Consider the following 18,018-nt stretch of genomic DNA (forward strand, 5'->3'; position numbering starts at 1 on the left):
ACGCGGCGAAGAAGATGGCCGAGGACGCGCGGAAGATGCGTGAGGAGGCGGCGGGCGAGGCGAAGCGGAGGATCGACGAGGCCTCGGATGCCGGTATCCAGAACCGGAGTTGGTGGGAGGAGGTCGGGGACTGGTTCGTCGACAACTGGGACACCATCGTCGCCGTGTGCAAGATCGTCGTCGCGGTTGTCGGGGTCGTCGCGATGATCATCGGAGGGCCGATTCTCGGCGCGATCGTGCTGATCGCGGCTCTCGTCGTGCTCGCGGACACGCTCTACAAGTACTCCAAGGGACAGGCGTCTCTATGGGACGTGGGCCTGGCCGCACTCGACTGCATACCGGGCATGAAGGGGCTGACCACCCTCGGCGGCCTCGCCAAGGGTCTCAAGGGCGGGATGGCTGCCGTCAAAGGTCTCAAGGGCGGCTTGAAGGGCATGGGACTTGCCGTACGAGGCCTGGGCAAGGGCGCTCGTGGTGCCCTTGCGGACGGTGCGAAGGGTGCCTACAACCGGCTCAAGAACGTGGTCCGTTCAAAAGGCAGTGACCCCGTCGACATGGCCACCGGCGCGATGTTCCTGCCGCAGACCGACATCACCCTGCCCGGCACCCTGCCCCTGGTCTTCAGCCGCCGCGTCGCCTCCGACCACCGCATCGGCTGGTGGTTCGGCCCTACCTGGGCCTCCACGCTCGACCAACACCTCGAAGCAGACGCGGACGGCATCGTCTTCGTCACCGAGGACGGACTCCTCCTCGCCTACCCGCACCCCATTGGCCCGGACGACAGCCCGATTTTCCCCGAGACCGGCCCACGCTGGCCCCTGACCCGACTCGGCACCGGCGGATACCGAATCGACGACCCGCTCACCGGCCACGCCCGCCACTTCACCCGCCCCAACGACGGCATCGCCCTGCTGACCCGAATAGCGGACCGCAACAACAACACGATCACCTTCGACTACGACGAGTACGGCACCCCTCTGTCCATTCGTCACTCCGGCGGCTACCACCTCAAGCTCACAGCGGACGACGGCCGCATCACTTCCCTGGCCCTGGCGAACGCGGCCGAAGACGGCTCCGACGTCACCATCAGGACGTACAGCTACACAGGCGGATCCCTGACCACGGTCGTCAACGCGACCGGTAACCCGCTCAACTTCACGTACGACGACCGCCTGCGCGTCACCTCGTGGACCGACAGCAACCGGCGAAGCTACGCATACAGCTACGACGACCGGGACCGGTGCATCGCCGAGGGCGGCGAAGGCGGCCATCTCACGATCACTCTCGACTACGACGGCTCTGATCCCGCATGGCCTGAGTGCCGAATCACCACTCTCACCAATGCGGAGGGCGGAGTATCCCGATTCGTCGTCAACGCGGAATGTCAGGTCGTCGCCGAGATCAATCCGTTGGGCGGTGTCGTTCGTACTGCATACGACACCCACCACCATGTGATCTCACAGACCGACGAACTCGGCCACACGACACGATTCGTGAACAACGCGAACGGACAGCCCACCGAGATCATTCGTCCGGACGGTCGTGAGATCCGGGCCGAATACAACGAACTCGGACTTCCGGTACGGGTGGTGAGCCCCGGCGATTCCGTCCGGCTCCAGACATACGATGACCGTGGCAATCGCACGGCGGTGGTGGATCCGGCGGGTCTCACCACTCACTTCGCCTATGACGACGCGGGAGCGCTTGCCCGGGTCACCGATCCGTCGGGCAACGTCACGACGGTGAGCTGCGACGCACAGGGGCTCCCCCTTTCGGTCACCGACCCGCTGGGCGCGGTGACCCGTTGTGAGCGAGACGCCTTTGGCAGGCCGACTGCGATTGCCGACGCCTTGGGCGCAATCACCCGTCTGGAATGGACGGCTGACGGACATCTCGCGCGTCGCGTCGGTTCGGACGGCGCGGTGGATTCCTGGACGTACGACGGCGAGGGCAACCGCACCGCTCACACAGATGTGATGGGTGCTGTCTCCCGGTACGAATACACCCACTTCGATCTGCTGTCCGCGCGCACCGGACCGGACGGAGTGCGCTACGAGTTCACACACGACACTGAACTGCGCCTCGTCCAGGTGACCAACCCGCAGGGCCTGACCTGGAATTACGAGTACGACCCGGCGGGCCGCCTGATATCCGAAACAGACTTCGACGACCGCACCCTTACGTATGACCACGACGCGGCAGGGCGCCTCCGAGCCCGTACGAACGCCCTCGGTCAGACGATCGGCTACGAGCGCAATGCCCGCGGCCAGATATTCCGCAAGGATGCGGAAGGCCAGGTGACAACCTTCAGCTACGACCATGCCGACGAACTCGTACAGGCCGTGGGCCCCGACATCACTCTCACGCTTCAACGCGACAACCTGGGCCGTCTGAAATCCGAGACCGTGTCCGAATCCACGTCCGAGACGGCGGGGTCGCGGACCCTTACCCACACATACGACGGCCTCGGCCGCCGAACCGGGCGCACGACGCCTTCCGGAGCCATCAGCGCCTGGGCCTACGACGCGGCAGGGCGCCGCACCCATCTGACGACCTCGGGCCGCGTCGTGGAGTTCGGCTACGACCTGGCCGGTCGTGAACTCACCCGTCGTACCGCCGACTTCGCGTCCCTCCTCCATACCTTCGACGCCCGGGGGCGTCTCACCACCCAGTCGGTCACCGCGGCGGACGGCCGGTCGGTGCAACAGCGGGCGTACTCCTACCGAGCGGACGGCCATCTCACAGGTGTCGACGACCAGTTGGCCGGCGCCCGCAGCTTCGACCTCGATACGACAGGACGCGTCACCGCCGTTCATGCGGCGAACTGGACGGAGACGTACGCCTACGACGAGGCGGGGAACCAGATCGATGCCACCTGGCCCGCATCCCACCCCAGCCACGACGCCACGGGGCCCCGCACCTACACCGGTACACAGATCACACGCGCCGGCCAGGTTCGCTACGAACACGATGCACTCGGGCGTATCACACTGCGGCAGAAACCGCGTCTGTCCCGTAAGCCGGACACCTGGCGCTACACCTGGGACGCCGAGGACCGTCTGACATCCTCCGTCACCCCTGACGGAACGTTGTGGCGCTACACCTATGACCCGATGGGCCGCCGCACGGCCAAACTCCGCATGGCTGATGACGGCGAAACGGTTGTGGAGCGCACCGACTTCACCTGGGACGGTACGACACTCTGCGAACAGACCGCCACCAGCCTGGAGTTGGCGAACTCGGTCACTCTCACCTGGGACCACCAGGGTTTGCACCCGATCACTCAGGCCGAGCGCGTCACCAGGGCGGATGCACCACAAGAAGAGATCGACTCCCGTTTCTTTGCCATAGTCACCGATCTGGTCGGCACACCGAGCGAGCTTGTAGATGAGACGGGTGAGATCGCTTGGCGGACACGGAGCACGGTGTGGGGCCGCACAGCATGGTCGGCCAACTGCACGACCTACACGCCACTCCGCTTTCCCGGGCAGTACTTCGATCCGGAGACCGAACTTCACTACAACTACTTCCGGCACTACGACCCTGAAACAGCACGCTATCTTTCACCGGATCCACTTGGTCTCGAACCCGCGCCGAACCCGGTCACCTATGTCAACACCCCTCAGACTCGGTCCGACAGTCTCGGATTGGCGCCCGATTACCACGAGTTCTATACAGTGCAGGATGCAGAGAACGCCGCACGTCTACGTGGTGACGGTACCCCGTGGCCCACTGCGGAGAATCGAGGCCACTACGGGGAAGGGGTCTATTCATGGGAATCACGTGTAGAGGCCGACCGCTATGCCGAGCGGCTTCGTTCTCGTGGAGCAGACGTAGAAGTGATGCCCTTCAGGGTCAGTGCAAGCGACTTCTCGAACATGAAGAAGATAGACCTTCATGAGATCGGCGAGGACGCTGCGACCGAATTCGCGGAAAAGCACAGTCGACTATGGGGAGACGGAGCGCCTCACGACTATGATTATGTACGGGCGCCTACTGGAATGGGGCAGGCAGAGAACATCTTCAGCAAATCCGTCTTCCATCTCCTGAAGTTCTAAGGTACGAACGAAAATGACCAATACATTCAAATACCGCCTCCGCAGCCCCCTCGGCGGCTTGGCCGCAGACCTGACGGGGGAGCACCGTACTCCAGGAGCGAGCGAAGAATTTCACCTGCAGATCTACCGTAATGTGTGGATGACCCCCCCAGGCGGGGTCAATTGGCGTGATTCCGCATGGCTTTCATTCGGGCTCTCGGTTCATGCTCCCGTTCTGGCTGCCACTCACCCGGACGGCTTGATCATCAAGGTCGTTTCGCTTGCCTTCCCCCTCGCCCACTACCGGTCGGAAGTTGCGGCACTGGCGATGGACGGCTGGGTTCGGGAGGAATTCGGCCTCCCTGATCAAGGCTTGCGTGCCGTTTCTCGTGAAGAGGGAGGGTATGTCTTCCAGTGGGGGGATTATCCTGCCCCTTTCTCGGACGTCGACTTCAACTAGCCGCGCACGGGCAGCGGCAAAGGAATTGTCGCCTGCGTGCCTACCACCCCAGCCGGCCCACCGCCCCCTCCGCCCCACCGCCCCCTGAATCGCCCCGAATCCCCCTCCCCCGATCGATACCCTCACGCCATGACTCCCGACCCCCGCATCGAGCAAGCCCAACTCCTCTACGAACGTGCCGTGTTCGGCGGTGACAGCAGTGCGCTTGGCTCCGCCGACCGGAGTCTCGACGAGGTCGAGGCGGATCTCGCGCTGGCCCGTGGCCGGGTGATCCACGCCCGTTTCCTGGAGGAACGGGCCGAGGACGCGCGGGAGTTGGAGCTCTTCGAGCGCGCCGCCGAGCTGTACGGGCGGCTCGGTGACGTGCGGGGTGAGGGTGAGGCCGTGTTCTGGGTCGGGACCTTCCATCAAGTGGTCCGCGACGACGGCGAGACCGCCCTGCCCGCCTTCCAGCGCGCCCTCGAACTCGCCACCCGGGCCGATGACCGGCTGACGATGTCCTACGCGCTGCGCCACCTCGGCTTCGCCGACCACATGGCGGGCCGCCTGGCCGAGGCCCGTGCGCACTTCGAGGAGTCCACCCGCCTCCGCCGGGAACTGGGGTTCCTGCCGGGGGTGGCCGCCAACCTGATCGGGCTCGCCTATCTGGCCGCCCAGCAGGAGCGGCGCGACGACGCGGCGGCGCTGCTCGACGAAGCGGCGGAACTGGCCGAGAGCACCGACTCCCACGGCGTGCTGCGCTGGGTGGCGGAAGCCCGCAAGGAGATCGACCTGGAGTGAGGCGCCGCCCTTCCGGGCGGCCCTGGTCAGCTGTGGTCAGTCGTGGTCAGTTGTGGTCGGCCGTCGGTGGGGCAACCGCGGGTCTTCTCCCTGCCTGCCAGGATCTCAACTCCCCTCTGAGGATGTGGATCCGGAGGGCCGCGACGGCGAGAAACAGGACGCCGATGCCGAATCTGGCCCACCCTCCGTCCGTGACGGTCCAGTAGAAGGCGAGGCCGCAGAAGAAGAGGCTGACGGCGATGACGAGGGGCTCACGGATCCACCAGGGGAGGACGCGGAGTATCAGGTTGATGAACATCCGCGCAGTGCACCAGGCGCCAACTGCTTACGCTGTGATGGAGGCCACAATTCCGGGGATGGGTCCGCCGTAGGGTGTGCCGTCAACTACCCTCCCGCGCACCCGACTTGTGGCATATTCGCCTCACTCTCCGTCGATCAAGCTCCACCTTCTGTTAGTTGATCTAGAAGATTCAGTGTTGAGCGGGCCATGCCGTGGATAAGGTGCTGATGCAAGAGGACGTCACAGGGGCGATCTGAGGCGGTGGCCGACCACCCCGCCGCAGTGAACGGGGTGGTGTGCAGCGTGCCGACCGCGATAGCCGTCACCAGTTCCGATCTGGTGCTCCCACCGCATGACCGGCAGACTCCGCCCGCCGCCGTCCCGACCCTCGACACTCTCGACGGCGCCCTCATGGGGATGCACGCGCTCATCGAGCAGCACGGATACGTCATCGCCCTCTACCCGGCGTCCACGGACCCGGCCGTCACCCGGCGGCTGCACACCGTGCGTTCCGTCCTGGAGAGCGACCGCATCGCGCTGCTCGGCGTCGATCTGCCGCCCCTCGGACTCGCCCTGCTCGCCCAGCAGTTGCGCCAGCTCTCCATGTGCGACTTCAGTCCGGGCGTGCTCGCGTCCTCCGCCCGGCTCCTCGCCCACTACATCTACGCCGGCGCCCACCTCGGCTCCGTCGCCAAGCTGGACCGGGTGCCCGTCTCGCTCAAGTCGCACGCCAAGTCCTGGGTGCCGGGCGCCCAGTTCGCCGTACTGGCCAATCCGCGAGCCCAGCTCGTACGGGTGGGCCAGGAGGAGCTGACCGGGCCCGAGTTCGGGACGCGGCTGCTCGTGGCGCAGGGGCAGCCGCCCTCCGACTGGGTCACCTCGACCCTCGCGCCCGCCTGGCGCGTCCAGGGAGTCGCCCCCGTTCCGCTGCCCGCGGAGTCCGTGCGCTGGTGGGGGACCGGGAAGGTCGTGGAGTTCGCGGCCGGGCTGCACGACGTCTCCGTGCTCTATCAGCTGGTCTCCTCCGTGCGCCGCGAGCAGTGCCACTGGTGCGGCCTCGAACTCATCGGCGACCGCTGCGGATTCTGCGCCGCTCCACTCGCCCGCCCTCAGGAGCTTCCCGCGGCCCTCGGGCGGGCAGGAACCCCAGCAGGGGCTTCAGGAACACCAGTACGAGCAGCACTGCCCCGAGGTACGACGTAAGACACGCACCCCCACGCAAGAGACGCACGCCCACAACTGAACCCTCACCTCACGCAACTCCCCGAACGGCACGACCGCTCGACCACGTCCGTCCCCACCCCCGATCGAGGTTGTCCGCGTCATGAACTCACGCCAGCGCCGCGGCGTCATCCTGCTGGTCCTCTCGACCCTGTGCGCCATCGGCGCCTTCGTCGGAGTGCTCTCGGTGATCCGCGACGTGAACTCCAAGGTCGGCCCGGAGGTGACGGCGTACCGGCTCAAGAGCGACATCGCGCCCTACAAGGAGCTGTCGGCCGACCAGTTCGAGAAGATCTCCATGCCTGAGCGCTGGCTGTCGGCGACCGCCGTCACCAAGCCCTCCCAGATCCAGGGCAAGATCGCGGTGACCCGGCTGGAGAAGGGCTCCCTGCTGCAGACCGACATGATCGTCGACCGGCCCGAACTCGCCGCCGGTGAGCAGGAGATCGCGATCATGATCGACGCGTCGACGGGTGTCGCCGGGAAGATCAACCCGGGGTCGCTCGTCAACATCTATGCCACCTTCGAGTCCAAGGACAGCGAGAAGGGCGTCGACGAGGTCAAGCTGCTCGTCACGAACGCGCGCGTCATCGACGTGGGCAAGCTGACCGCCCTCGAAGCGGGACAGTCGAGCACCGAACGCCGGCGTACGGCGACGGAGGCCGTCCCGATCACCTTCGCGCTGAAGACGCCCGACGCCCAACGCGTCGCGTACGCCGAGTCGTTCGCCGAACACGTCCGGCTGTCCCTGGTCGCGGGCGGCGAACTGACCGCCGTCCCCGGGGACAGCGACCGTACGTACACCCTCGACAAGGACAAGTAGGAGGCCGGGCAAATGAGGTCCGTACGTACGAAGCCGCGGTCGCGGCCGAGGTCGTGCCCGGCGAGGGTGTGCCGATGACCATCCGCATCCTCCCCGCCACCGCCGACATCGAGTCCGCCCGCGCCCTGACCACCCTCCTCAGCAGGCTCCCCGACGCCGAACCCGCCCCGCCCGTCGCCGACTCGACCGCGCTGCTCGACACCCTGGCCCGGCTGGCCGCCGAGTCCCTCGACGAACTGCCCGAAGTCGTCCTCGTGCACGAGCGGATAGGGCCCGTCCCGGCCCTCGATCTCGTACGCGACCTCGTGATGCGCTTCCCGGCCGTCGGGGTCGTCCTCATCACCGCCGACCCCAGCACCGGCGTCCTCACCGCCGCCATGGACTCCGGCGCCCGCGGCATCGTCCAACTGCCGCTCACCTACGAGTCCTTGGCCGAGCGAGTGACGGCCGCCGCGTCCTGGTCGTCCGGCATGCGGCGCCATCTCGGCAGCAGCGCACCGGAGTTGTACTCGGGCCCCGGCGGTACGGTCGTCACCGTCACCGGCGCCAAGGGCGGTGTCGGCGCCACCGTCACCGCCGTCCAACTCGCCCTCGCCGCACGGGCGTCGGGCCACACCGTCGCCCTGCTCGACCTTGACCTCCAGTCGGGGGACGTCGCCTCCTACCTGGACGTCCAGTTCCGCAGGTCGGTCGCCGACCTGGCCGCCATCACGGACATCAACCCGCGTGTCCTCCAGGACGCCGTCTTCATCCACGACACCGGCATCGGCCTGCTCCTGGCCCCCGCCGAGGGTGAACGCGGCGAGGAGGTCACCGACCGGGCGACCCGCCAGATCGTCGCCGCCCTGCGCTCCCGGAACGACGTCGTCATCGTCGACTGCGGTGCCCGGATGGACTCCGCCACGGCCGCCGCCGTCGAGATGGCCGACCACGCCCTGCTCCTCGTCACCCCGGACGTCGTCGCCGTACGCGCCGCCAAACGCATGGTCCGCCTCTGGGACCGCCTCCAGATCCGCAAAGCGGAGGAGACGTTGACGGTCGTCAACAGGCAGTCCAAGGGTACGGAGATCCAGCCCGCCCTCGTCGAGAAGGTCACCGGCACCAAGGTCGCGCGAGCTTCGATTCCCGCCGCCTTCAAGGAACTTCAGGGCGTGGTGGACGCGGGACGGCTCCAGGACCTGGACGCCCGGTCGACGGTCAAGCAGGCGCTGTGGGCGCTGGCGGGGGAGTTGGGGCTGGTCGTCGTCCCTGAAGGGGGCGGCGGCAAACGACGTAAGTCCTCGTCGTCCTCGGACCGGGGGGCACTGACCCTGCGTGGCCGACGAGGAGAGCGCGGCGACCGAGGCGCCGTCACCCTCGAATTCGCGGGCATGTTCCCGCTGTTGCTGGTCGTGATGAGCATCCTCTGGCAGTGCGCGCTGTACGGCTACACGTACTCGTTGGCCGGCAACGCGGCGGACGAGGCGGCTCGCGCGGCCACAGCGGCGTACGCCCTCGACCCCGGCGGCTACGAGGGGGCCTGCGAGAGCGCGGGCGGCGAGCACCTCCCCGGAGCCTGGTCCGGCGCCGCCATCAACTGTGGTCCCGAGGGCGAGGTCATGAAGGCCACCGTCAGCGCCCAAGTCCCCCTGTTCTTCCCCGGGTTCGACGTCAACTGGACGGTGAACGGCGAGGCGGGCGCGGCGCTGGAAGGGGACGCGGACTGATGAGGAGCCTTCGGGACCGTCTGGCGAGCCGCCTCCGCAAAGAGCGGGGGTGGGGTGACCGGGGCACCTCCATCCTGGAGTTCGCCGGTTTCCTCCCGATCCTCCTCGTCGTTGGTCTGGCGTGCATCCAGCTCGGCCTGATCGGCTACGGCCTCAACCAGGCCGGTACGGGGGCGCGTGCGGCCGCCCGGGCCGCCTCCCTCGACGGCGACGGAGAGGGGGCGGGCATCGCCTCCGTCAGCGACTGGCTCGATCCGGAGGTGGACGCACCGCTGGGCGCGGGCGACACGACGACCGCCACCGTGGTCGTCCATGTCCCCGCGATCATCCCGCTCTTCGGCGATTTCGACCTGGACGCGACCGCCACCATGCCCAACGACGACGACGGCTGACCGGACAACGAAGACGGCCGGCCGACAGAAGCCACAACCCGGTTTGACTGGAGAGGAGTTGAGACCGAGACCATGAGCCTGCGCTCCCGCATAGCCTCCCCCGACGACAACGGCAACGGAACCGCGCGCGAGGACGGCCACCTCGTCGCCGTCTACCGTGCCAAACTCCTCGAAGAGATCGACCTCGCGGAGATGTCCAGCCTCGCGGCCGCCGAACGCCGTGTCCGACTCGAACGCGTCCTCGGCCACATCATCAGCCGCGAGGGCCCGGTCCTCTCCTCCTCCGAACGCTCCCAGCTCATCAGGCGGGTGGTCGACGAGGCCCTCGGCCTGGGCGTCCTCGAACCACTCCTCGCCGACGCGTCGATCACCGAGATCATGGTCAACGGCCCGGACTCGATCTTCGTCGAACGAGCGGGCCGGGTAGAGCAGTTGCCGATGCGCTTCGCGTCCAGCGAGCAGCTGATGCAGACCATCGAGCGAATCGTCTCGACGGTCAACAGGCGGGTGGACGAGTCGAATCCGATGGTCGACGCCCGCCTGCCCACCGGCGAACGCGTCAACGTCATCATCCCGCCGCTCTCCCTCACCGGCCCGACGCTCACGATCCGCCGCTTCCCCCGCGCCTACACACTCCCGGAGCTGATCGGCCTCGGCTCGCTCGACGAGCAGATGCTGATGCTCCTCGCGGCCTTCGTCCGGGCCCGCTTCAACGTCATCGTCAGCGGCGGTACGGGCACCGGCAAGACCACGCTCCTCAACGCCCTGTCCGGCCTGGTCCCCTCCCACGAACGCATCATCACCATCGAGGACTCGGCCGAACTCCAGCTCCAGCAGGAGCATGTGATCCGTCTCGAATCCCGTCCGCCGAACGTGGAGGGCAAGGGCCAGATCACCATCCGCGACCTGGTCCGCAACAGCCTGCGCATGCGCCCCGACCGCATCATCGTCGGTGAGGTCCGCGGCGGCGAGACCCTCGACATGCTCCAGGCGATGTCCACGGGCCACGACGGCTCCCTGGCCACCGTCCACGCCAACTCGGCGGAGGACGCGCTGATGCGGCTGCAGACCCTGGGCTCGATGTCCGAAGTCATGATCCCCTTCGAGGCGTTGAAGGACCAGATCAACTCGGCGGTGGACGTCGTGGTCCAACTCGCCCGCCACGCCGACGGATCCCGCCGTATCGCGGAGATCGCCCTGCTGGTCTCCCACGGCCGCGAACAGTTCCGCATCGCGACCGTCTCCCGTTACGTCTCCCGCCCGAGCGGCCCCGACCGGGTCGCCCAGGGTCACTTCCAGCACCTCCCGCTGCCCCGCCCGGTCGCCGAGAAGCTGTACCTGGCGAACGAATCGCTGCCACCGGCGTTCGGCGTGGCCGAGGTGCTCGACGTACTGGACACGAGGCAGGCGATCGGATGAACACGAGGACGAGCACGACGACCGTGTGGAGCGAGCAGCCATGAACAACTCGGTCCCGCTGGCACTGGGCGCCACCATGCTGTGCGGCACGCTCGCCGTCGCGGGCGTGCACACGTACGCCACCGGCCGCGCCCAGCGCCGGGCGCTCGAAGACCGTCTCTCCGGCGGCGGCGCACTCCACACGGTGGCCGGCCGCGTACGCCGATTCGCGGCCGTCGACCGACGCCTGCGTCGCACCCGCCTCGGCCGCACGATCCACCTCCGCCTCTCGGCGACCGGACTCGACCTGACGGCAGGGGAGTTCTTCACATACGTCACCGGAGTCGGCGTCGCTCTGTGGCTGCTGGCGGCCGCCGTACTGGCCCCCTTCTTCGGCCCGATCGCCGCGCTGGTGACGGTCTGGGGTGCGGCGATCTTCCTCAACTGGCAACGCCAGAAACGTATCGAGGCGTTCATCAACCAACTCCCGGACGTGGCCCGCCTGCTGGCCAACGCCACGGCGGCCGGTCTCGCCCTGCGTACGGCACTGGCGATGGCGGCGGAGGAGCTGGAGGCCCCGGCGGGCGAGGAACTGGCCCGGGTGGCGGACCAGTTGACCCTCGGCCGGACGGTCGACGACGCACTCGGCGAACTGGCGGAACGCCTCCCGTCCCGCGAACTGGTCGTCCTGGTAACGACGTTGGTCCTGGCGAACAAGGCGGGCGGATCGGTAGTCAGCTCTCTCCGCAACCTCACGCAGACCCTTGAGGACCGCAAGGAGACCCGCCGCGAGGTCCGCACGATGCTGTCGGAGGTCAACGCGACGGCCTTCACGGTCCCTTGCCTGGGCCTCGGCTCCCTCCTCCTCATCAACTCCTCGAACGAGGGCGCCCTGGAGAAGGTGACCGGCTCCGGCCTGGGCCAGGGATTGATCCTCCTCTCCCTGGGCCTGTACACGGTCGGCTTCTTCGTCATCCGCCGCCTCGGCAAGATCGAAGTCTGAGGGGAGTGAACGAACCGATGCTGCCTCTTCTCCTGGCCCTGCTGATGGCGATCGCGGTGGCGGGCGCCCTGCTGGGCATCCGCATGATCCGGGCGGACGCCAAACTCCCCTCCGACCTGATGCTGGCCCTGGAGGTGGGCGGCACCCGGGTCTCGAAGGCGGACTCGGCCGTGGACCGCATGGGCATGCGGTTCGCACCCCTCGTACTGCGCCTGATGGGCCCCCGCCGGGTCGACGCGAAGCGCCTGCGCATCGACATGGCGGGCAACCCCGGCGGCCTGACCATCACCCGCTACGCGGCCCGCCGCGCGGTGTACGTCACCTTCGGCGTCCTCCTCGGCCTGATCTTCCTCACGAACGGCCAACTCGTCCTCGCCGTCATCACGTTCGCGTTCGGGGTGACGGCGGCGGACGCGGCGATCTGGCAGGCGGTACGGGAACGCAAGGACGTCATCGACCGCACGCTCCCGGATTTCCTGGACGTCCTCGCGGTCGTCGTGTCGGCGGGCCTCGGCTTCCGCCAGGCACTGGACCGCGTGGCGGAACGGTACGAGGGCCCGTGGGCGGACGAACTCCGCATCACGCTCCGCCAGATGGACATGGGCGTGAGCCGCCGCCAGGCCTTCGACGAACTCCGCAGGCGCAACTCCAGTGAGCAGGTCGCCCAGTTCGTCTCGGCGCTCCAGCAGGGCGAGGAGCTGGGCGCACCGATCGCGGAGACCCTGATCCAGATCGCCGCGGACATGCGCCGCACCGACGCCCAGGAGTCCCGCCGCCGCGCCGCGAAGACGATCCCCAAGGCCACCCTCGTCACCCTGGTCTTCATGCTCCCGGCGACGATGATCCTCATCGCGACGGGCATGTTCCTCGGCTCGGGCACCAACTTCGGCTCGATTCTGGGGCGTTGAGGGAGATGAAGGCGTGGGTGACGAGCATGGGACGCCGCGAGAGGCGGAGCCGGGGCTATGACCCGACGGCCGGCTATCTGGCCGACGACGCCCCGCCCCCGGCCAGCGTCCGTCTCCAACTGAACGCCCTGCAGGCCCTGTGCCGTCAGGCGTTCGCCGTACGGATGACGATGCTGGCCCTGGGCACGCCTTTCGCGATGACGAACACGGCGGAAGGCCCGCCGCTCTACACGGTCCTGGCCGCGGCCGTCCTGGGCATCACGGCCTCGTACGCCATGTACCGCGACTGGGACCGCCTGGCCCCGCGTCTCCTGGCCCATCCCACCCTGATGGCAGCGGACCTGACGTTCGTGGCGATACTCCTCCTCACGGCGTCCCCGGCCTCCCCGCTGGCGTACGCCACCGCATGCACCCCCCTCCTCGCGGGCCTCCTCTACGGCTGGCGGGGCTCGGGAGTCTTCACCGGCCTCCAACTGGCGGTGCTCCTCACGGTCTACCGGGCCTGGGAACACCGCCCGGGCACCGGCGCGAGCACCCTCCTCATCGCGGGCTTCTGCGTCGGGGCGGGCATCATCGGCGTCACGCTGCGCAACCTGATGTTCCGCTTCGGTACGGCGAGCGAGGCACTGGCGGAGGCGAACTCCCGGCTGGCGGTCGCGGAGGCGGTGGACTCCGAACGGGCGCGCCTGGCACGGCAGATGCACGACTCGGTGACGAAGACGCTGCACGGCCTGGCCATGGCGGCGGAGGCACTGGCGGCGACCTCGGCGGCCGACGCGGACCCGGACACGGTCCGACGCCAGGCGTCCCTGGTGGCCGGGGCGGCCCGCCGAGCGGCAGCGGAGTCCCGCGACCTGCTGACGGACCTGCGCCACCACACGGACCTGACGTCCCCGGACGTGGACCTGATCGCCGAACTGGCGCGGCGGGCGGCGGAGTTCGAGCAGAGCACGGGAATCCGTACAACGCTGGAGGCCCCGGCCGAACGGCTCGCCGCCCTCCCGCACCGGACGGCACACCACCTCCTGGCGATCGTGTCGGAGGCCCTGGAGAACACGCGCAGGCACGCGAGGGCGACGAGGGTGAGGCTGGAGGCGGAGCCGCAGGGGGAGGGAGTGACCCTGACGGTCCGGGACGACGGAGTGGGCATCCCCCACCCCCTGAACCTCGAAGAGACAGCCAGATCAGGCCACTTCGGAGTGCTCGGCATGGTGGAACGGGCGAGGTCAATGGGCGCGGTGATGCACATGGGCCGATGCGAGGAAGGGGGCACGGAGATCCGCGTGGACGTGCGCCCACCCGGACTCGACCACGTACCGATGCCCCGGTCCCGAAGGGAGGCCGGGTCGCATGCCCACAGATGAACGGCGGCGGCCGGACCGCCTGCGGGTGCTGGTGGCGGACGACAACCCGGTGGTACGCGCGGGACTGTCGGCGCTGCTCGGCGGCCACCCGGACATAGAGGTGGTGGCGGAGGCGTCGAACGGCACGGAGGCGGTGTCGGCGGCGGAGCGGATGGGCCCCGACGTGGTGCTGCTGGACGTACGCATGCCGGGCACGGACGGTCTGACGGCGCTGCCCCAACTGGCGCTCCTGGCACCGGTGATGATGCTGACGTACAGCAGCGAGCCGGAGGTGGTGAGCCAGGCGCTGCGCAGCGGCGCGTCGGGCTACCTGGTCCACGGAGGCTTTACGACCGAGGAGTTGACGGAAGCGGTGCGGGCGCTGGGAAGGGGAACGGGAGCGGCGGATTCGCTCGTCGTTTCCTACGAACCGAGCGAATACTCTTCGCATCTGCAACCGTTTATGGCACTCTTGTCAAAGAGCCCGGAGACTCCAGAAACCAGGCTCGGCCACGCGACCGCACTGGCCGCCCGCGACCGCGACCGACCGGACTTCGGCCTGAGTTCAAGGGAGGTGGAGGTCATGGATCTCATCGCTGCCGGCATGAACAACCGGCAGATCGCCGCCACCTGCTTCATCAGCGAGAAGACCGTCAAGAACCACATCAACCGCATCTTCGCAAAGCTGCACAGTACGACACGGAGCGAATCGATCGCCCGGTGGCTGGGTACGGCTCGGGAGAGGTGGGAGTGATGGGGCGTGCTGTGGGGGGAAGTTGGGTCCCTGGACCCACGCGGAGTAGATGGTCTTTCACGTACGGTGGTCGGGTCGTAAGTGGCGTTCGGCGGAAGGGCGGGCTCAGTGGACAGGTTCAACAGGTGGACGTGGACCGTCGTCTCCCGGATGCGGGGCAGGCAGCGGGACGCTGGAGCCGGGTTCGTGGAGTACGCGGGCCTGATGATCATCATCGCGGGGATCTTCACGCTGATCGACGGTCTCGGTCTGGACGGCATGATCTCGACCGCGATTCGGAACGCGGTCACCGACGTCATCGGCGGCTGACCTCCGTACGACTTCGGGGCGACCGCGGGCAGACTCTACCGATCTACATGTGGCTGACGGTGATCCTGCTCTTCGCCGCGCTCGCCTTCTTCGTGTTCGCTCGTGCGGCGGCCGTCCGCAACGGAGCCCAGTCCGCGGCGGACGCCGCTGCGTTGGCCGCCGCGCAGGACGCCCGGGACGAGCTGGTGGACACCGTGGTGGGCGCGATCGGTCAGGGTGACGACTGGCTCGACTGGCTGAACGGCCAGGATCCACCGGGCGCCGGAGCCACGGCGGCCGCGCAGGCGCTGGCCGCCGAGAACGGCGCAACTGTCCAGGGCGGCGCCGAATTTGTCGAGAGGGACGGCTATCCCGGATTCCGGGTCGCCGTGGAGACGACCAACACGGTCGGCGCCTCGATCATTCCGGGTACGGAGGGCATGCGGGCCAAGGCCCATGCCATAGCCGTCATTCAGCCGCGCTGCGAATTCGATCCCGACGCGGATCCCACACTGCCGATCCAACTGGACTGCGACGGCCAGATCGTGGACATCGACCCCGTAGATTTCGATCCGGACGACTTTCCTGATGCGTCCGTGCTGTTCTCCGTGCATCTGGCTGAGTGAGAGGAAGTCGTACCGATGAAGTCTCGGCACACCATGAAGAGCCGTAGGGCAGTGACCGCGGTGGCGATCGCGACCGGGTTGCTCCTCACGGTGGCCGGCTGCGGGGGAGGGGACGGCGGCAAGTCGGACAAGAACGCGTCGTCGTCGGCCCCGAGCAGGACGGAGAGCGCGGGCGACGAGGAGACACAGTCCGAGGCGCCGGCCGCCGAACCGGCGTTGGCGGAAGTGAAGAACGGCGACATCACTCTCACCGTCACCTCGGCCGTTCGCGACGAGGGTGGCTATGTGACGGTCAACGGCACGGTCACCAACAGCGGCGGGGACTTCTGGGTCGCGGCGGACTGGCGCGGCGACGAGCGGGAGTTGAGCAAGAACGGCTCCTCGCTGGCCGGCGCGGCCCTGGTCGACAGCAAGGCCAAGAAGAAGTACCTCGTGCTCCGGGACACCGATGGCCGCTGCCTGTGCACGAAGTTCGAGGGCGGAGGCGTGGACGCGGGACAGACGACCGACTGGTTCGCCCAGTTCCCCGCTCCTCCGACGGATTCCACCGAGGTGAACTTCCAGGTCGGCACGATGCCTCCGGCGTCGATCGAGATCTCCGAGGGCGAGTGACCATGGCCGTAACGAGCCGCTCGACCTCAACGGTATTCACGGCCCTGGTGGTACTCGCCACCCTTTCCCTGGCGGGTCCACCCGCCGCCGAGGCCGACGACGATCCCAGCGCACCCCCGGGCAGCGTCACCACGTCCCCACCCCCCGAAGTGGACCCCAACAGCCCCGGCCTGAAACTGGCGGACGGCGCCACGCTCGCGGCAGCCAAAGTCCTGGACATCAAGTCGGTGGTCGAGGACATGGGAGGCGAGGAACGCCGCGTCGACACGAACGAGACCGTGACGTTCGCACTCCAGGCGGAGGTCCTGTTCCCGAAGGACAGCTCGAAGCTCAACCCCGAGGCCCGCTCCCGCATCCAGGCGATCGCCGACGAGATCAAGGCCCAGAAGGCCACGAACGTCAGGGTGTTCGGCTTCACCGACAACCTGGGCTCGTACGCCCACGGCCTGACCCTCTCCAAGAACCGCGCGGAGATCGTCCACGACGAACTGGCCGCCGGCCTGGGCGCAGACGTCACCTTCCAGGTACGCGGCTACAGCGAGGACTACCCGATCGCGGACAACTCCTCGGAACAGGGCCGACGCAAGAACCGGCGGGTGGAGGTGACGTTCCAGAAGGGGGCGTGAGGCCGACAGCTTCGAGCGACAGGGGATGCGGGGCCGCAGGTGCCACTGCTGGACACACTGGTGACAACGGCCGCCGGAGCACTGGCCGCAACGGCCGGGGTCCTGGTCGGAGGCATCGTCACGCACCGGGCCCAGGACCGTCAGTGGCTGCGGGACAAGCAACTGGTCGCCTACCAGGAACTGCTCAGCCACTACGCCAAGTTCACGATGATCATCAGCCGCGCCCATGCCGGCCGACAGGGATGGGACTACGACTGGAGCGAGTGGAGCGCGGCTCTGACCCGCGCCAGCCTGGTCGCCCCCGCGCCGGTCGCGACGGAGATCGACAACTTCGCCAAGGCCATAGGCGTGTTCCTGGACCAGGTGGCACGCGACCCGGCACGCGATCCGTTGCGTGATCCGCTGAGCGTGGAGGAGTTTGCCCAAGCCAGCAGGGCGCCCGCCCAGGCGCAGGTGCAGTTGGTCAACGCGATACGGCGGTCCCTGAGCAAGGAGCAGAAGCCACTGCCCTTCTGGATAGGCGGATCCCTTGCGCGCAGACCGGACGACACGTGATGGACGGGGCATGGCGTGACGGCCCCCGTGACCGCGGCCAGAGCGGCCCCTCCACGAGGTGTCACGGAGGGGCCGGACCACCCGCATCGAGCGGGCTTAGCGAGACATCACGAGCTGCCTCCTCCTCTGCGTTGAAGGCATCCGAAGTACGGCAGCCAGGATCGTTGGGCCGGGGTTCGGCAGGTACGGACGGTCAGGGTCCCCGG

18 protein-coding genes are annotated in these 18,018 nt (G+C 68.0%); 17 read left to right on the top strand and 1 reads right to left on the bottom strand.

Annotation, left to right across the window (positions count from 1 at the left end):
• The first annotated feature begins 14 nt into the window (after positions 1-14).
• The 3 genes from ACFYXF_RS45015 (at position 15) to ACFYXF_RS45025 (ending at position 5,277) form a co-directional block, all read left to right on the top strand.
• Positions 15-4,058, top strand: a complete 4,044-nt coding sequence (locus ACFYXF_RS45015) for a DUF6531 domain-containing protein (RefSeq protein WP_389358883.1) — start codon at positions 15-17, stop codon at positions 4,056-4,058.
• Positions 4,059-4,071: 13 nt separating this feature from the next.
• Positions 4,072-4,497 carry a hypothetical protein gene (locus ACFYXF_RS45020; RefSeq protein ID WP_389358885.1) on the top strand — a complete coding sequence of 142 codons (426 nt, stop codon included), beginning with the start codon at positions 4,072-4,074 and terminating at the stop codon, positions 4,495-4,497.
• A 129-nt stretch (positions 4,498-4,626) separates the two neighbouring features.
• Positions 4,627-5,277, top strand: a complete 651-nt coding sequence (locus ACFYXF_RS45025; protein ID WP_389358887.1) for a tetratricopeptide repeat protein — start codon at positions 4,627-4,629, stop codon at positions 5,275-5,277.
• A gap of 46 nt (positions 5,278-5,323) precedes the next feature.
• Here ACFYXF_RS45025 and ACFYXF_RS45030 read toward each other — a convergent pair whose 3' ends face one another.
• Entirely contained in the window at positions 5,324-5,575 is a 252-nt protein-coding gene (locus ACFYXF_RS45030; protein ID WP_389358889.1) for a hypothetical protein, read from the bottom strand.
• Positions 5,576-5,818: 243 nt separating this feature from the next.
• On the opposite strand from ACFYXF_RS45030, the gene ACFYXF_RS45035 reads away from it, so the two are divergent.
• The 14 genes from ACFYXF_RS45035 to ACFYXF_RS45100 all read left to right on the top strand — a co-directional run bounded on the left by ACFYXF_RS45035 (position 5,819) and on the right by ACFYXF_RS45100 (position 17,812).
• Complete coding sequence (locus tag ACFYXF_RS45035; protein ID WP_389358891.1) at positions 5,819-6,760, top strand: hypothetical protein; 942 nt, start codon at positions 5,819-5,821, stop codon at positions 6,758-6,760.
• A 121-nt stretch (positions 6,761-6,881) separates the two neighbouring features.
• Positions 6,882-7,601 (top strand): Flp pilus assembly protein CpaB, encoded by a 720-nt coding sequence (gene cpaB, locus ACFYXF_RS45040; RefSeq protein WP_389358893.1) that lies wholly within the window; start codon positions 6,882-6,884, stop codon positions 7,599-7,601.
• A 74-nt stretch (positions 7,602-7,675) separates the two neighbouring features.
• Positions 7,676-9,307, top strand: a complete 1,632-nt coding sequence (locus ACFYXF_RS45045) for a CpaE family protein (RefSeq protein WP_389358895.1) — start codon at positions 7,676-7,678, stop codon at positions 9,305-9,307.
• Positions 9,307-9,699: a TadE/TadG family type IV pilus assembly protein gene (locus ACFYXF_RS45050; RefSeq protein WP_389358897.1), complete on the top strand. Its 393-nt coding sequence runs from the start codon at positions 9,307-9,309 to the stop codon at positions 9,697-9,699. Before ACFYXF_RS45045 ends, ACFYXF_RS45050 begins: the two co-directional genes overlap by 1 nt.
• Before the next feature lie 72 nt (positions 9,700-9,771).
• Complete coding sequence (locus ACFYXF_RS45055) at positions 9,772-11,118, top strand: CpaF family protein (RefSeq protein ID WP_389358900.1); 1,347 nt, start codon at positions 9,772-9,774, stop codon at positions 11,116-11,118.
• A 40-nt stretch (positions 11,119-11,158) separates the two neighbouring features.
• Entirely contained in the window at positions 11,159-12,100 is a 942-nt protein-coding gene (locus ACFYXF_RS45060; RefSeq protein ID WP_369035042.1) for a type II secretion system F family protein, read from the top strand.
• Positions 12,101-12,117: 17 nt separating this feature from the next.
• Entirely contained in the window at positions 12,118-13,008 is an 891-nt protein-coding gene (locus ACFYXF_RS45065; RefSeq protein ID WP_235475170.1) for a DUF5936 domain-containing protein, read from the top strand.
• A gap of 26 nt (positions 13,009-13,034) precedes the next feature.
• The gene (locus ACFYXF_RS45070) at positions 13,035-14,372 is read left to right on the top strand and encodes a histidine kinase (protein ID WP_389358903.1); all 1,338 of its coding nucleotides are present in this window, start codon (positions 13,035-13,037) and stop codon (positions 14,370-14,372) included.
• Complete coding sequence (locus ACFYXF_RS45075) at positions 14,359-15,105, top strand: response regulator (protein WP_389358905.1); 747 nt, start codon at positions 14,359-14,361, stop codon at positions 15,103-15,105. Before ACFYXF_RS45070 ends, ACFYXF_RS45075 begins: the two co-directional genes overlap by 14 nt.
• A gap of 108 nt (positions 15,106-15,213) precedes the next feature.
• A complete protein-coding gene (locus ACFYXF_RS45080) occupies positions 15,214-15,414 on the top strand; it encodes a hypothetical protein (protein ID WP_389359022.1) in 201 nt (66 codons plus the stop codon).
• Positions 15,411-16,019 carry a pilus assembly protein TadG-related protein gene (locus ACFYXF_RS45085; RefSeq protein WP_389359018.1) on the top strand — a complete coding sequence of 203 codons (609 nt, stop codon included), beginning with the start codon at positions 15,411-15,413 and terminating at the stop codon, positions 16,017-16,019. Before ACFYXF_RS45080 ends, ACFYXF_RS45085 begins: the two co-directional genes overlap by 4 nt.
• Positions 16,020-16,034: 15 nt before the next feature.
• A complete protein-coding gene (locus ACFYXF_RS45090; RefSeq protein ID WP_389358907.1) occupies positions 16,035-16,631 on the top strand; it encodes a hypothetical protein in 597 nt (198 codons plus the stop codon).
• A 2-nt stretch (positions 16,632-16,633) separates the two neighbouring features.
• Positions 16,634-17,257, top strand: coding sequence for an OmpA family protein (locus tag ACFYXF_RS45095; RefSeq protein WP_389358909.1), 624 nt, complete (start codon positions 16,634-16,636; stop codon positions 17,255-17,257).
• A gap of 39 nt (positions 17,258-17,296) precedes the next feature.
• The gene (locus ACFYXF_RS45100) at positions 17,297-17,812 is read left to right on the top strand and encodes a hypothetical protein (protein ID WP_389358911.1); all 516 of its coding nucleotides are present in this window, start codon (positions 17,297-17,299) and stop codon (positions 17,810-17,812) included.
• The last annotated feature ends 206 nt before the right edge of the window (positions 17,813-18,018 follow it).

The sequence above is a fragment of the Streptomyces sp. NPDC002680 genome, from assembly GCF_042889145.1.
Lineage (GTDB): Bacteria > Actinomycetota > Actinomycetes > Streptomycetales > Streptomycetaceae > Streptomyces > Streptomyces adonidis.

Excerpts from the sequence above, each read along its gene's own strand:
- ACFYXF_RS45065 (WP_235475170.1), top strand. The coding sequence starts at position 12,118 with ATGCTGCCTCTTCTCCTGGCCCTGCTGATGGCGATCGCGGTGGCGGGC.
- cpaB (WP_389358893.1), top strand. The coding sequence starts at position 6,882 with ATGAACTCACGCCAGCGCCGCGGCGTCATCCTGCTGGTCCTCTCGACC.
- ACFYXF_RS45090 (WP_389358907.1), top strand. The coding sequence starts at position 16,035 with ATGAAGTCTCGGCACACCATGAAGAGCCGTAGGGCAGTGACCGCGGTG.
- ACFYXF_RS45070 (WP_389358903.1), top strand. The coding sequence starts at position 13,035 with ATGGGACGCCGCGAGAGGCGGAGCCGGGGCTATGACCCGACGGCCGGC.
- ACFYXF_RS45095 (WP_389358909.1), top strand. The coding sequence starts at position 16,634 with ATGGCCGTAACGAGCCGCTCGACCTCAACGGTATTCACGGCCCTGGTG.
- ACFYXF_RS45045 (WP_389358895.1), top strand. The coding sequence starts at position 7,676 with ATGACCATCCGCATCCTCCCCGCCACCGCCGACATCGAGTCCGCCCGC.
- ACFYXF_RS45030 (WP_389358889.1), bottom strand. The coding sequence starts at position 5,575 with ATGTTCATCAACCTGATACTCCGCGTCCTCCCCTGGTGGATCCGTGAG.
- ACFYXF_RS45050 (WP_389358897.1), top strand. The coding sequence starts at position 9,307 with ATGAGGAGCCTTCGGGACCGTCTGGCGAGCCGCCTCCGCAAAGAGCGG.
- ACFYXF_RS45020 (WP_389358885.1), top strand. The coding sequence starts at position 4,072 with ATGACCAATACATTCAAATACCGCCTCCGCAGCCCCCTCGGCGGCTTG.
- ACFYXF_RS45075 (WP_389358905.1), top strand. The coding sequence starts at position 14,359 with ATGCCCACAGATGAACGGCGGCGGCCGGACCGCCTGCGGGTGCTGGTG.
- ACFYXF_RS45015 (WP_389358883.1), top strand. The coding sequence starts at position 15 with ATGGCCGAGGACGCGCGGAAGATGCGTGAGGAGGCGGCGGGCGAGGCG.
- ACFYXF_RS45060 (WP_369035042.1), top strand. The coding sequence starts at position 11,159 with ATGAACAACTCGGTCCCGCTGGCACTGGGCGCCACCATGCTGTGCGGC.
- ACFYXF_RS45025 (WP_389358887.1), top strand. The coding sequence starts at position 4,627 with ATGACTCCCGACCCCCGCATCGAGCAAGCCCAACTCCTCTACGAACGT.
- ACFYXF_RS45055 (WP_389358900.1), top strand. The coding sequence starts at position 9,772 with ATGAGCCTGCGCTCCCGCATAGCCTCCCCCGACGACAACGGCAACGGA.